The sequence below is a fragment of the Synechococcus sp. PCC 6717 genome (assembly GCF_022698185.1).
Classification (GTDB): Bacteria; Cyanobacteriota; Cyanobacteriia; order Thermosynechococcales; family Thermosynechococcaceae; genus Thermosynechococcus; species Thermosynechococcus lividus.
This window is the reverse complement of sequence record NZ_JAKLTV010000010.1, coordinates 1-12,519: the sequence shown is the minus strand read 5'-3', so window position 1 is coordinate 12,519 and position 12,519 is coordinate 1. Positions and strand designations below refer to the sequence as shown.

Sequence of the window (12,519 nt, the reverse complement as noted above, 5' to 3'; positions counted from 1 at the left end):
CTCAGGTGTGGGAATAGTGCTAGTTAATCCTCGCTACAGTAGTCAAACTTGCCACAGATGCCTGCATATTTACCCCGACCCAAAGCAGTCCTATCGCACTGGGAAGCAGTTTAAGTGCGGGCATTGTGGCTGGACAGGAGACGCAGATTTCAATGGTGCTAGTGTAATTGCGCTTTTGGGGGCTGTCGTAAACCAGCCTAGAGGCTCGGGTCTGTCTTGTTCTCTTGCAGAACATAACAGGCTCAGGGCTACTGAAAGCCCCTGACTTCAGTCAGGGGAAGTTTACAATTTGGTGCAACTTACTGAGAACAAGGTTGTCGAAGTTGGTGGAGGTGTTGCTTTGGTCTATCCCAGAGGAACTTCATCATGGGCGTTTGACGGTTCTGGGCAGGTAACACGAAGCCAGCACAACTATGCTTTGGCAACGTTCCAGACGGGCAAGTAGTTTAAGAAAGACCCCAGCGCTTAGAAGACAAATCATCATGTTAGAAACAGCACTCCGGGAGCAATTACTAGCGGCACAACCGCGTTTCTTGCACTTGCTGGATCAATTTACACGGGCACAACTACTGGTGGTGGGGGATCTCACCCTCGATGAATTCCTCACCGGCCAAGTGGAGCGGCTCTCGCGGGAAGCACCGGTCTTAATTTTGCGCCATGAAACCACCCGCCAAGTTCCGGGGGGGGGTGCCAATGCCATCTATAACTTGGCTAAGTTGGGGGCAACGGTACAGGCGGTGGGAGTCGTTGGCGACGATAGCCAAGGACAAGCCCTTTGCAATATTTTTCAGGCAGCGGGGATTGCCACCGAGGGTATTCTCAGGGATGCGGCTCGACCCACAGTGACCAAAACTCGCATCTCAGGTCATGCGCGCCAGTCGGTCACTCAGCAGATTGTGCGGGTCGATCGCAAGTCTGATGAGCTACCCCATCCACGCCTGCAAGAGGAATTAGCAGCCTTTATTCGCCACCATGCTGCCAGTGCTGATGCGATCGTCTGCTCCGACTATGGTGATGGTGTCTTCACGCCACCGGTGATCCAAGCTGCCCTACAGCACCACTGCACAATTGTGGATACGCAGCGGGATCTACCTCGATACCACGGCGCCTTTTTGTTTACGCCCAACCTCCCGGAAGCCGAAGCGGCGGTGGGGTATGCCATTCGCAGTCCCGATGATGTGCTGAGGGCTGGCCAAGACTTACTGGAGCTGACTGCGGCCAAGCACATCCTCATTACCCGAGGGGATGCTGGGATGAGCCTATTTAGCCATGGCGAACCGCCCAGTCATTTACCGGCATTTAACCGCACCGATGTGTTTGATGTCACGGGGGCAGGGGATACCGTCGTGGCGGCCTTGACCTTAGCGCTGGTTGCGGGGGCAAGCCTCTGGGAAGCGGCAGTTCTGGGTAACTTGGCTGCTAGTATTGTTGTGCGTCGGTTTGGAACGGCTACCACCACCACAGCGGAAATGGCGGCGGCACTTCATCATTTGCTAGAAACAGACTAACTGGCTTAATCGGCGATCGCCTGCACCAGCCATTGGCGAACTCCCTGCGCCAAGGTACGGGCAAGCTGCTGCTGCGCTTGGGGGTTCACAATCCACTCAAATTCTTCAGGATGGATCATAAAACCCAACTCCAACAGAACAGCGGGGGCAACGGTTGGGCGGGTGAGGGCTAAGTTGTTCCAAAAGACCCCGTACTGCTGCCGTCCTAAATTGCGGCTGAGGTACTCTGCGAGGAATACGGCTAAGTCATGGCTTTGGGGATGGTACCAAAAGGCACCCATCCCTTGGGTGTTGCGGGCATCGCCAGCATCCGGCAGAGCATTGTAGTGCAAGCTCAGGGCAAGGGTTGGCTGGGCTGCCTCAATGGCGAGAATCCGATCTGGCAAATCCAGATCCATATCCTCAGTACGGGTGAGCACCACAGTAGCGCCTAGGGCTTCAAGTTCCGGTGCCAGTTTCTGGGCGACGGCCAGCGTTACCACTTTTTCTGGGGTGCCATCCGGCCCCCGCGCTCCCAGATCATCGGGACCCCCATGGCCGGGATCGAGCAAGATCGTGAGACCTGCCAAGGGTCGAGACCCCCGTTGAATGCGGGGCGGATGACGCAGTTGCAGGACAAGGCGAGTTTCCTCGTAGGCAACGCGGTACCCCCACTGTTGGCGGTGGTGCAGGTTAAAGCGGTATTGCACTTTATCTGAGCCTATGGCCTGCCAGTCAAGGCGTTGAATGACGGGATCTGCATCAAGGCGAATAATGTCGGTTTGGGGAATGGTGTTGTACAGGGTGAGGGTCAGGTGGCGATCGCCTTGGTCAATGGCGATGGGCACTGGCACATCGAGCGGGAAGATCACCTCTGTCCAGCCCAATCGTTGGCGACTAGTAATACTGCGAATGGTTGCAGTTGTGGGCACGGCACTGGCGAGAAAGCGGACGTCGTTGGCGCGAATCCAGCCACCGTAGTCGAGTTGCAGCCAATCCCCAGTTTGCCGCTGCACCCGGGCACGGGTTCCCACGGGTAGAGGAGTTAAGCGGGAATAGTCGGTGCCAGCTCCGGTACGAGCCACACCCCCAAGCTCGCGAGTGACTTCAACCACCGGTCGCTGAGCCGGATCCGCCACTTGAATCCGCGCACCTGCCAAGGTGATAGGAGGATTCCCCCCCATCTGCCATTGCACAGTGCCATAGTCACCCGGTGCTCTGAGTTGGCGGCAGTTGCGGTAGAGGGGCGCAGTGGTGCTAGTGACCGCAGCTTGGTCAATGAGTGCCGCTAAGTTCGAGGGTAACTGGATCATTGCTGGCAAGGGCGCTAGGGCGAGGCGATCGCCACCCAGTTGAATCGCTACGGAACGATTGGGCGGGGCGGTTGCTGTGAAGCAAACAATATCGTTGGGGAGGCGCACCAGATCCAGCGTTGGCTCCAGCGGCTTGAGGGTCGTGGGGGGGGCTGCCACTGCGCGTGTAATTGTAAATGCCAAAACTTGCTTGCCTGCCGTCACGGTGATCCGGTTCACCCCGGGCTGAAGGGGCACGCTGGGGGCAAAGTGTCCGGCGGGGGAGCGATCGCCCACCGGAACCCCATTAATCGTCACCGGCATCTCGGGCGGGGCGGTACCAATAAAAAAAATCTGCGGCGCGGTGGTTGTATGCTGTGGTGGCGGATAAACCACCCGCAACTGTGGTGCAGCCATAACCCCAGCAACCGGCATAAGTAGGAGTGTACTAACGCCGCAGCTCAATAACGAGAGGGAATTCACTCAGCCTTGTAACCTCTTTTAACACTATTGAGCCTCTATTAAGCCTCTCTACTCACCTAAGGGAGCGTTCTAGGGGCAGAGGCATAGTGTTGACAATTGTTGCATAGTTTGTGATCCCCGTTAGATCTAAGTTGAATTTTGAACGAAAGACACATTCGATTTTCTCAGAAGATTTTTAATGCTGCCCCAAATCATTTGGTGAATTCGTTGATCCCCAGCACGTAAATATATTTTTTAACATTGGGATCATTGTCAGCGCCTTGAATTCACCGCATAATTAAATATGTTCCTAATCATAAATTTCCTTAATGTTGCGTAATGGTTATTTGCTTCGTATGTCCGCTCTAATTCATTTCCATACGCAGCATTGCTTATCACACTTTCAACCCCTAGTAAAAGAATTTAAGGATCATTTAATTATGGTGACGATGCAAACGATTCACTGCCCTCACTGTGGTAAATTAGCACTGCGACAGCGCTATGGCTCTGTTACTCATACCCAGTGTCCTCACTGTGACTATTTGATGACCATGTGCGATCGCACCGGCCGAGTGTTGGAGGCCTACACCCCCGAAATAACCCATGTTGGCTGCTATGGCGCAAACCTGACCTGCACCCTTGAACGCACCACTGCTCTGTGCTAGCCAAGAAATTTCTTAGAAGAATCTAAAGATTAATGAGGAAAATCCTGAGAGTTGTTAAGATAGTTTACATATGGCTATCTTACTTCTACTGGTTTTAGCATTAGTGCTCTGGTCTGTGCGGCTGCTGCACGGTGCCTATCGCCTACAGGATTTTTCTCTGCTGCTGGCCAGTGGGTTAGTGGCAGTCTCAGCAGGCGGCGTCATCTTTGTGTACAGCCTCATGAATGATTGCGTGGGGTACCTGAGCCAAGGGTCGCCGATGATTGAGGCAGAGTCACCGCTGACGATGTCGGATGTTGCCTACTTCAACAGTGGCTCCGATCGCAAGTTCTGGGATGCCAGCCCCGTCCGCCAGGATAACGCGGCTCCCATCACTACTCCTTAAGCCACCAAATCTCTCCCTAGGGATCAATCACCATGGGGATCCGCTATTTTACTGAGGTGAGTTTCCGGGATGACGATAACGATGTCTGGGATGCCCTCACGCGCGCTTTGGGGTTCGTAGAAAGTGAAACCCTAGAGCAGGCGATCGCCCTGCACCATTTTTTTGAGATGCATCCCCTTGTGTGCGGCGTTGAAACCTTTATCCAGTCCAGCGAAAGTTGCCCCTACCTGCTATTGACCACCGATGCCAAACGGATGAGTCAGGCCAATGTGCAGCGCAGCCGCCTAGAAGAGGCGATCGCCCTGCTGGGTGCAAACAGCGCCGGTCTGGATGAATGGCTATTCATGGAAACAACCGCAAATGAGTCCTAGGGAAACTCTTGCATTTGGGGATGGGAGCGATAGTCGCGATCGCCACTGAGCCATTCTACCAAGGTAATTTTGACCCGACCCGCTGCATTGGGAATAATTAAAAACTCTGCCTCTGCTTGGCTGTTCACCACACGAGACTTAAGGGTTGTAGAACCAGCGTCAACAATTCGATTGCTATTGGGCGCATAGATTTCGTAATAGATTTGAATGTTGCGAGCGGGCTGATCGGTCTCATTGATCAATCGCCCGGTCAGGCGGTGATACCACACCCCGGCAATGTTTTCACTTTCGAGGGTAACCGCAGTCACCTTCACCACTTTAGGGGCTTCCCGCCGCCGTGCCAGCGCCGCTGGAGTGACTACCGGTAACGCCACACCAATGCTTCCCAGCAGCACACTGCACAGCCAAACGGTTCTCAAGAACTGCATCATAAAATCTTTCAGCCACGAGAATGGTAAAGTGTAAAACGTAAAACCTTGTGTTGGCGATCGCTCTTTAGCCTAGCATTTCGCTGTTCGCGGTCATACTGACAGTTGCTACAACCCCGGCAAAGCATCCTCAACGTCAGGTCTCCATACTTCGGTTTTTGTCAACTGTAGTCACTATGCCAACCGTTCATGTTATTGGTTTGGGGCGCTCCGGTATCGCTGCGGCTCGCTTACTCAAGCGTCAAGGCTGGCAAGTGGAGGTGAGCGATGCCCATCAAACCCCCGCCCTCCAGTCACAGCAACAGCTACTCGAAGCCGAAGGAATCCGGGTGCGTCTGAATTACCGCTTCGACCTAGACACCCTGACCACCGTAGGTCTGCAGCGCCCTAGCGAAATTGTGATTAGCCCCGGCGTGCCATGGCACAGTCCTAGTTTAGTTGCCGCTCGCCAAGCCGGTATTCCCGTGCGGGGAGAAGTGGAAATTGCTTGGAATACCCTTGCTCATCTACCGTGGGTGTGTATTACGGGCACCAACGGCAAAACCACCACAACAGCCCTCACCGCCGCGATTTTTCAAGCCGCAGGCTACAACGCACCCGCCTGTGGCAACATCGGCAATAGTATCTGTGAAGTTGCCCTCACCGGCAGTGACCTCGACTGGGTCATTGCCGAAATTAGTAGCTATCAGTTAGAGTCATTGCCGCCGCTAGCCCCTAAATTTGCCCTTTGGACGACCCTGACCCCAGATCACCTCGAGCGCCATGGTACCCTTGATGCCTACGTTGAAGCAAAAGCCCACCTAATCAATAGTGCTCACCAACCCATTCTTAACGGGGATGACCCCTACCTGCGCACCCACCTCCGCGATCGCTGGCCGCAGGCATGGTGGACCAGTATCTACGGGGCAGCAGCACTCCCTAAAGGAATTGAGCAAGGGATTTACATCGAAGCCGGACAAGTATGGGTCAAAGAGCAGCCCCTAGTACCTGTGAGCCTCTTAAAAATGCCCGGTCAGCATAACCAGCAAAACTTTCTTTTAGCGGTTGCCGCAGCCTATCTTGCTGGCATTCCTGCCCTCACCATTGCCAACGCTGTTGCCAACTTCTCAGGCGTGCCCCACCGCCTTGAACCCATTTGTACTTGGCGACACGTGCAATGGATTAACGACAGCAAGGCCACCAACTACGACGCAGCAGCGATTGGCCTAACATCAGTCACCGCCCCAGTGGTCTTGATTGCCGGGGGCCAACCCAAAGCGGGCGATGATCAAGAATGGCTCAGCCTCATTCAACAAAAAGCCGCATGGGTGCTACTCATTGGCGAAGCGGCTCCTCAGTTTGCTAACCGCCTTGAGGCCATTGGTTTTACCAACTATGAGATTATGGAAACCCTCGATCGCGCCGTGGCAGTTGCTGCAGATCTCGTTACTGAATATCCCATCAAAACAGTTCTGTTCTCCCCCGCCTGTGCCAGTTTTGACCAGTATCAGAATTTTGAAGAGCGCGGTGAGCACTTTCGTCAACTATGTCTAGAATTGTAGCCCTATGAGCCAGTCTCCAGCGCCTATCCACTGGTGGAGCCGCCTATCCGTTGGGAGTCGCCTGCTGATCATTGCATTAGCCGCCCCTCTCTTGACCCTAAACTTTTGGGCGTTTGCTTCAATTCTCAGCTTTTTTGGCCCCTTGGTGGCGGTGTTAATTATAGCCTCCCTGTTTGCCTTTCTCTTGAATTACCCCGTGCGTTGGATCGAAGAGCAAGGCAATCCCCGCGGACCGGCAGCAGTCGTAGTCTTCTTGCTGGCGCTAGTGCTCATTGCCATTGTTGGCATTGTTTTAGTACCCAATGTCTTAAATCAGGCGCAGCAACTCATCGCCCGCTTACCCGACTGGTTTAGCTCAAGCCAACGACGGCTCTTAGAGTTTGGCCAGTGGATTGATACCTTGAACTTACCCGTCACCATTGATATTGATGCCCTTGCCAACCAATTGCTGGAAAAGCTCAAAGATCAACTACAGGCCGTTGCCCGTGAAGCCCTGAACTTGATTTTAGGGACTGTCAGCAGTGTGGTGGATGTCATTATCAACGTGATCTTGACGGTGGTCTTGACCTTTTACCTTCTACAGCACGGCGATGAGATTTGGGACGGTTTAATTAGCTGGCTACCAGACACCTTACGCCCCACCGCCTCAGAGACCATTCGCAAGAGCTTTGAGAGTTATTTTATTGGCCAGTTAATTCTTGCGTTGTGTATGGGGGTTGGCCTCACCACAATTTTTGTGTTCCTGAAAGTGCCCTACGGTTTATTGTTTGGGGTGATTATCGGCGTGATGGCGCTGGTTCCCTTTGGCGGCACGGTGGGCATTATTTCCGTCAGTTTGTTAGTGACCCTGCAAGATGGCTGGCTTGCTCTGAAGGTGTGCGGGTTTTCCTTTCTGTTTCAACAACTTCTCGAAAATATTGTGGCACCGCGAATCATTGGCAGCTTCACTGGTCTCAACCCGGTTTGGGTCTTTTTAGCCATTTTGACTGGGGCGCGGGTGTCTGGTCTAGTAGGGGTGGTGATTGCGGTCCCCATTGCCGTAGTGATTAAAACCTTTCTCGTGAGTGTGCGATCGCGCCTGAACCTCGAAGACTCGTCACAGCTAGAATTATCCGCACCCCCTACCCCAACAACCACGTTTTCCTCCAAAATGAATCCATCCTAGGAGATAGTGGCGATGCTGCGTGCAATTCATCCCGGTCTTCTCACCTCATTGGTACTGATTGCCTTGACGGGAGTCATTACCACAGTAACGGCCTTTATCGGCTATTACGTGGGGCGGGACTCGTTGCGGGGGGTTTCGCAACCCGTGGTCAATCCAATTCTTGGCAATGCCCTCAGCCATAGTGGTCAAGAGCGCCCCACCATTCTTGATGAGGCTGAAATTATTGCCCGCACCCAAGCCACCATTGCCGACATGAGTAACACCTCAACGGAGCGAGACATTGTGCCCGCCCCTGCTCAGTCCGCAGCCCCTGAGCCACAGGCCAGTGAGCAGAGTAGCCTGCCGATTGTGGCAGAGGATAAGGGGGTGCGCTTAGAAGTTCGCTCAGTCCAGTCTATTGGCCAAGACTTGGTTTTGAACGTTACCCTCAAAAATGACAGTAGCCAAGGGATTCAGTTTATTTATACGTTTCTGGAAGTGAAAGATGATCACGGGAACCTTCTCAGTGCCTTGACGGAGGGGCTACCCACCGAGCTTCCCGCGGGCAGTGATCTAGCAACCGGTGTTATTACTATTCCTAAAAGTTTGCTTGCGGACACAACAACCGTTACCCTGCGCTTAGCCAGTTACCCCAACCAAGATGTGCAGCTACAGGCGGCCCATATTCCAGTGCGGGGTGAGTAACAATGGAGACAGCCACAGCAGAATCCCGTCAAGAGTGGGTTACTGCCCGGGATTGGGTGCGGGTACGGGCAGATTTGGCCGGGGACACTACGTTTATGGTGTGGCAAGGGGCAGTGTATAGTTTTGTGCCGCAGGAACCGCGCCGCCACCTCTTTAACATTGTCGGCATGAGTGCTGCCCGCTGTGTGCCTCATCCAGAATCGGGTTGGTATTTTTTATCCCGCGAGCTAACGTTTTACCTTGACCCAGAGACAAATACCGTGGGCGATCGCTGGCGCAATCCTTGGACACAGGAGGTGTTAACCGTCATTCCTGTGGCTAATGATCCGGTACAGGGGCTGTTTCGCCGCGAGGTGCCCGCCCAGGTGAGGGCAACCACAACTACGTTTCAGTTTGATCTGTTTCCCTACTATGCCAATCCCCTTGCCAGCGACCCCCGGTTTGGTGAGTATAGCCCGCAGCCGCTGTACCAAGCCGTCGAGCTATTTAAGCTGACGGTGGCAACGGCTGATCTGAAGGAGCAGGAGAGTTCAACAATTCGCGATGTCCAGCTCTACTGGAGCCGCATTGGCCCGTGGTTGCCGTGGATGAAAATGGGCGATCGCCCCGGTTACCTGATCTACAGTGCCAGTGGCCAAAAAGCCTTTGAGGTTGCCGCGCTCCCGCGGTTGCTGCAAGAGCAACTGCAACGATTGCCCCACTATTGCGAAGCCCCCACTACCTACCGCGACGGGGCGGATATGACCTCATGGCTCTATTTTCAAGAGCATTTTGAGGCCTATTTAGCCGGAGAAACCTTTCCGCTGTAATCCAATAGAGAATCCTGTGGCACACTGCAAACAGTGACCTTGAAAGGAGTTGCGGATGCCGACGGTTAGTTTATTGCGGGCTGCTACCTACGATGTGGCGGTGTTGAGCCAGTCTTTGGAGGCACTGTTGGCGCCCCTTGGCGGCATGGCCGCCATTGTTCAACCCGGCGATCGCGTCCTCCTGAAGCCCAACTTGCTCACAGGGGCACGCCCAAAGCACGAATGCGTCACCCGTCCTGAGCTAGTGTACTGTGTGGCCAAAATGGTGCAGGCGGTTGGGGGGSAGCCTTTTTTGGGGGATGGCCCTGCCTTTGGCTCTGCCTTGGGGGTAGCGCGCAACAATGGCTATCTCCCCTTTATTGAGGCGCTGAACTTGCCCGTGATTGAATTCCATGGCGATCGCTACAGTACCAGCAATCCTGAGTTTCAGCATCTGCGCCTCAGTAAGGAGGCCATGGCCGCCGACGTGGTCATTAATTTGCCGAAAGTCAAATCCCACGTCCAACTCACGCTTACCCTTGGTGTGAAAAATCTCTTTGGCTGCGTGCCGGGCAAAATGAAAGCATGGTGGCACATGGAAGCCGGTAAAGATAGTGATCGCTTCGGGCGGATGCTGGTGGAAACGGCTCGCGCCATCAGCCCCGATCTGACGATTATGGACGGCATTATCGGCCATGAAGGCAATGGCCCCAGCGGTGGCACCCCCCGCCCCTTGAATATATTAGCGGCCAGCCAGAATGTCTTTGCCCTTGACCGCGCCATGGTGGCCATTCTCAATGTTGATCCAGAGCGCATCCCCACCCAGCGCGCAGCGACGGCTCTCGGCTTAAACTACACCCTCGAGGAGCTACACTTTCCCTTGGCGCAACCAGAAGAACTACAGGTTCCAGACTGGAAACTGCCCAGCCAGATGATGCCCATCGATTTTGGTGCCCCCCGCGTCCTGAAATCTACCTTCAAGCATCTGTATATCCGCTGGATTAAAGAACCCTTAGCCACCTATACCCACCAGTCTTAGGAGAAGTACGGTTTTCAGAACCTTGTAAAATTTGTTAACATTAAGAGCATGGGCGTTTGTACCAGTAGCTAACGATCACACCTGAGCGACTCACCTGATCTGATGGGCTGGGCAGCTACTGACGAAGATACGCGGTAAGTTCACTCTTCGTGTGCTGTTGATGGCCTAGATGTCTGGAGCATCGGGCAGCCTATCCTTAAGTTCCGTTTTGGCCAGCATTAAGGAGTTGGGGTGTTCCTGAACAGAAGTATGATTTTCGGGTTTGAGTCTTTTACCGCCCTCACCCTAGCACTCTCCTTTGGGAGAGGGAACAAGACCCTTAGCTCCCCTCTCCCTAGGGAGAAGGGTTGGAGATGAGGGCAATTCATGGCCAGATTCAGCAACAGCAGGAGTTGGTATGGCACTTTACGCAGAACTGCATCGGCATTTAGGTGGCTCGGTTGTGCCGCGTATCCTCTGGCGTTACTTCCAGCGCAACGATCCGTCGCGTGCGGCTCGCTTCCCGGACTATAGCGAATTTGAAACGTTTTACACCAAGCCCCGCCAATCCCTTGACGAGTATTTAGAGTTACACACCTTAGTAGAGAGTGTGCAAACCCTCCAAACACTACCCTACTTTATTTTTCGGTTGATTCGCGGTGCCTACATTTTTGAAAACTTGGCGTATCTAGAGCTACGCTATACGCCTTACCTGCGCACCGATCCCCACCTCAGCGAGGCCAGTCGCATTGAGCAAATGGCGGATGTCGTGAAAACCGTCGGCTTAGCCTGCCAAGTGCCTGAGTATCCGATAGTCACCAGCCAAATTCTCTGTATGCACACGCGGCTACCCTACGCTGTGAATCGAGCCATTGTCGATTTGGCGGCTCATTTCCCTCAGTTTGTCTGCGGCATTGATTTAGCTGGGGGAGACTCAGTTTATGGCGATCGCCTTGGAGAATTCATCCAACTCTATGCCTATGCCCGCGATCGCGGCTTAAAGACCACGGGTCACCTTTACGAAACCGCCAACGGGTGCTACCCCCAACTCCTGCCGTACCTACAACGTATTGGTCATGGTATTCAAATTCCGTTGCGCTATCCTGAGTTGCTGCCAGAGGTAGCAGCGGCAGGGCAATGCCTTGAGGTGTGTCCCACCACCTATTTTCAAACCGGCACCCTCGAACGCTACGACCAGTTGCGTTTAGTGTTTAGCCGCTGTTTTGAAGCGGGGGTTGATGTCGCTATCTGTACCGATAATGCTGGCTTGCACAACGTGCGCCTGCCCTTCGAGTACGAAAACTTACTCACCCACGACATCCTTAACTTTAAGGAACTGCAAGCCTGCCAAGAAGCGGCCTTTCGCCATGCCTTTGCCTGGCCCCACGATCACCCTCCCGCCCTACTGTTGAGTCACTTGCTCCAGAACACATTGGGGGTGCTTGGTAGCTCCGTACTTGAGTGCGGGGCGGAAAAACCATAAAGCGGCGTTAGTCGCCAATTTATAGGAGTGATGTGGGCGGGCTAAAACCCCTCCGGTTTAGCGAGGGGATACAGCCAACTCAGGGGGCTTTAGCCCCTAGTAAGGTCAATTACTCTTGCCCTGAGCTTCAATGTAGCGCTGAATTGTTTCGCTGCTAACATTGCCAGCCGTTGAGACAAAGTAACTGGATGTCCACATGGACGGCAGTTTCATTAATGGATTAGGGAATTCCTGTCTGAGGAACCGTGCAGTTCGCCCCTTAATTCGATGCACTGCGGCTTTTCTGGTAGTCCATAGTTCACCTGCTATCTGTGCTACGCTGTAGACAATTGTTGCATAAACTCACCATGTTTGGATGTCAGCAAGTTTTGCTCAACCCCAATAACGAACTTAAGGGGGTGATGGAATTTGTCTGCTCTGAGGCAAACAAGCTAACCAATCAGGGCATCTACTATGCTCGTCAACTGCACTTTAAGACCGGGCAGTGGATTGGCAAGCATAGCCTGAGTTACGAATACAAGACCAGTAAGCACTTCCAAGCTCTTTACTCCCAAGCTGCACAGCAAACCTTGATTTCGGTCTACGAGTCGTTTAAGTCCTACCGAGCATTGTTGAAACTGTGGCGAGGTGGAGAACTGGCAGAGAAACCCAAGATGCCAAATTACCGCAAGAAGGGAGGGTTGGCAGTAGTCAGCTATCCCAAACAAGCGCTGAAGTTGGTTGATGGGATGATCCGGGTTCCGCTGGAGA

At 53.6% G+C, this 12,519-nt stretch carries 13 protein-coding genes and 2 pseudogenes; 12 read left to right on the top strand and 3 right to left on the bottom strand.

Annotation, left to right across the window (positions count from 1 at the left end; all coding sequences use genetic code 11):
- Both L5470_RS06965 and rfaE1 read left to right on the top strand, forming a co-directional pair.
- A partial coding sequence (locus tag L5470_RS06965) for a zinc ribbon domain-containing protein (RefSeq protein WP_499499041.1) occupies positions 1 to 265 on the top strand: 265 nt, incomplete at its 5' end.
- 217 nt (positions 266 to 482) lie between these two features.
- Positions 483 to 1,508: a D-glycero-beta-D-manno-heptose-7-phosphate kinase gene (rfaE1, locus tag L5470_RS06960; RefSeq protein WP_448515483.1), complete on the top strand. Its 1,026-nt coding sequence runs from the start codon at positions 483 to 485 to the stop codon at positions 1,506 to 1,508.
- 5 nt (positions 1,509 to 1,513) lie between these two features.
- Here rfaE1 and L5470_RS06955 read toward each other — a convergent pair whose 3' ends face one another.
- Positions 1,514 to 3,214, bottom strand: a complete 1,701-nt coding sequence (locus L5470_RS06955) for an N-acetylmuramoyl-L-alanine amidase (RefSeq protein ID WP_499499039.1) — start codon at positions 3,212 to 3,214, stop codon at positions 1,514 to 1,516.
- Positions 3,215 to 3,681: 467 nt separating this feature from the next.
- On the opposite strand from L5470_RS06955, the gene L5470_RS06950 reads away from it, so the two are divergent.
- From L5470_RS06950 to L5470_RS06940, 3 genes are all read left to right on the top strand, one after another.
- Positions 3,682 to 3,906, top strand: coding sequence for a replication restart DNA helicase PriA (locus tag L5470_RS06950; RefSeq protein ID WP_099797650.1), 225 nt, complete (start codon positions 3,682 to 3,684; stop codon positions 3,904 to 3,906).
- A 70-nt stretch (positions 3,907 to 3,976) separates the two neighbouring features.
- Positions 3,977 to 4,291 (top strand): hypothetical protein, encoded by a 315-nt coding sequence (locus tag L5470_RS06945; RefSeq protein ID WP_198406077.1) that lies wholly within the window; start codon positions 3,977 to 3,979, stop codon positions 4,289 to 4,291.
- A 32-nt stretch (positions 4,292 to 4,323) separates the two neighbouring features.
- Complete coding sequence (locus tag L5470_RS06940) at positions 4,324 to 4,662, top strand: hypothetical protein (protein WP_448515487.1); 339 nt, start codon at positions 4,324 to 4,326, stop codon at positions 4,660 to 4,662.
- Here the strand turns inward: L5470_RS06940 and L5470_RS06935 are convergent.
- Positions 4,659 to 5,093 carry a hypothetical protein gene (locus tag L5470_RS06935; protein WP_198406078.1) on the bottom strand — a complete coding sequence of 145 codons (435 nt, stop codon included), beginning with the start codon at positions 5,091 to 5,093 and terminating at the stop codon, positions 4,659 to 4,661. The two genes, L5470_RS06940 and L5470_RS06935, sit on opposite strands and share 4 nt — an antisense overlap.
- A 173-nt stretch (positions 5,094 to 5,266) precedes the next feature.
- Here L5470_RS06935 and murD point away from each other — a divergent pair, with 173 nt between their 5' ends.
- The 6 genes from murD (at position 5,267) to L5470_RS06905 (ending at position 11,769) form a co-directional block, all read left to right on the top strand.
- A complete protein-coding gene (gene murD, locus L5470_RS06930; RefSeq protein ID WP_499499035.1) occupies positions 5,267 to 6,631 on the top strand; it encodes a UDP-N-acetylmuramoyl-L-alanine--D-glutamate ligase in 1,365 nt (454 codons plus the stop codon).
- A gap of 4 nt (positions 6,632 to 6,635) precedes the next feature.
- Positions 6,636 to 7,796 (top strand): AI-2E family transporter, encoded by a 1,161-nt coding sequence (locus L5470_RS06925; protein ID WP_499499033.1) that lies wholly within the window; start codon positions 6,636 to 6,638, stop codon positions 7,794 to 7,796.
- A gap of 12 nt (positions 7,797 to 7,808) precedes the next feature.
- Positions 7,809 to 8,480 carry an immunoglobulin domain-containing protein gene (locus L5470_RS06920; protein ID WP_499499032.1) on the top strand — a complete coding sequence of 224 codons (672 nt, stop codon included), beginning with the start codon at positions 7,809 to 7,811 and terminating at the stop codon, positions 8,478 to 8,480.
- Positions 8,481 to 8,482: 2 nt separating this feature from the next.
- Complete coding sequence (locus L5470_RS06915) at positions 8,483 to 9,289, top strand: DUF1838 domain-containing protein (RefSeq protein WP_499499030.1); 807 nt, start codon at positions 8,483 to 8,485, stop codon at positions 9,287 to 9,289.
- Between the two features lie 55 nt (positions 9,290 to 9,344).
- Entirely contained in the window at positions 9,345 to 10,307 is a 963-nt protein-coding gene (locus L5470_RS06910; protein ID WP_499499028.1) for an Npun_F2552 family protein, read from the top strand.
- Positions 10,308 to 10,704: 397 nt separating this feature from the next.
- Positions 10,705 to 11,769, top strand: coding sequence for an adenosine deaminase (locus L5470_RS06905; RefSeq protein WP_099797657.1), 1,065 nt, complete (start codon positions 10,705 to 10,707; stop codon positions 11,767 to 11,769).
- A gap of 105 nt (positions 11,770 to 11,874) precedes the next feature.
- Here L5470_RS06905 and L5470_RS06900 read toward each other — a convergent pair.
- Positions 11,875 to 12,036 (bottom strand): annotated as a pseudogene (locus tag L5470_RS06900) (IS200/IS605 family transposase); the annotation flags it as partial.
- A gap of 80 nt (positions 12,037 to 12,116) precedes the next feature.
- Here L5470_RS06900 and L5470_RS06895 point away from each other — a divergent pair.
- Positions 12,117 to 12,519 (top strand): annotated as a pseudogene (locus L5470_RS06895) (RNA-guided endonuclease TnpB family protein); the annotation flags it as partial.

Coding starts and splice junctions, on each gene's coding strand:
- L5470_RS06945 (WP_198406077.1), top strand. CDS start 3,977: ATGGCTATCTTACTTCTACTGGTTTTAGCATTAGTGCTCTGGTCTGTG.
- L5470_RS06920 (WP_499499032.1), top strand. CDS start 7,809: ATGCTGCGTGCAATTCATCCCGGTCTTCTCACCTCATTGGTACTGATT.
- L5470_RS06935 (WP_198406078.1), bottom strand. CDS start 5,093: ATGATGCAGTTCTTGAGAACCGTTTGGCTGTGCAGTGTGCTGCTGGGA.
- L5470_RS06940 (WP_448515487.1), top strand. CDS start 4,324: ATGGGGATCCGCTATTTTACTGAGGTGAGTTTCCGGGATGACGATAAC.
- L5470_RS06915 (WP_499499030.1), top strand. CDS start 8,483: ATGGAGACAGCCACAGCAGAATCCCGTCAAGAGTGGGTTACTGCCCGG.
- murD (WP_499499035.1), top strand. CDS start 5,267: ATGCCAACCGTTCATGTTATTGGTTTGGGGCGCTCCGGTATCGCTGCG.
- rfaE1 (WP_448515483.1), top strand. CDS start 483: ATGTTAGAAACAGCACTCCGGGAGCAATTACTAGCGGCACAACCGCGT.
- L5470_RS06925 (WP_499499033.1), top strand. CDS start 6,636: ATGAGCCAGTCTCCAGCGCCTATCCACTGGTGGAGCCGCCTATCCGTT.
- L5470_RS06950 (WP_099797650.1), top strand. CDS start 3,682: ATGGTGACGATGCAAACGATTCACTGCCCTCACTGTGGTAAATTAGCA.
- L5470_RS06905 (WP_099797657.1), top strand. CDS start 10,705: ATGGCACTTTACGCAGAACTGCATCGGCATTTAGGTGGCTCGGTTGTG.
- L5470_RS06955 (WP_499499039.1), bottom strand. CDS start 3,214: ATGCCGGTTGCTGGGGTTATGGCTGCACCACAGTTGCGGGTGGTTTAT.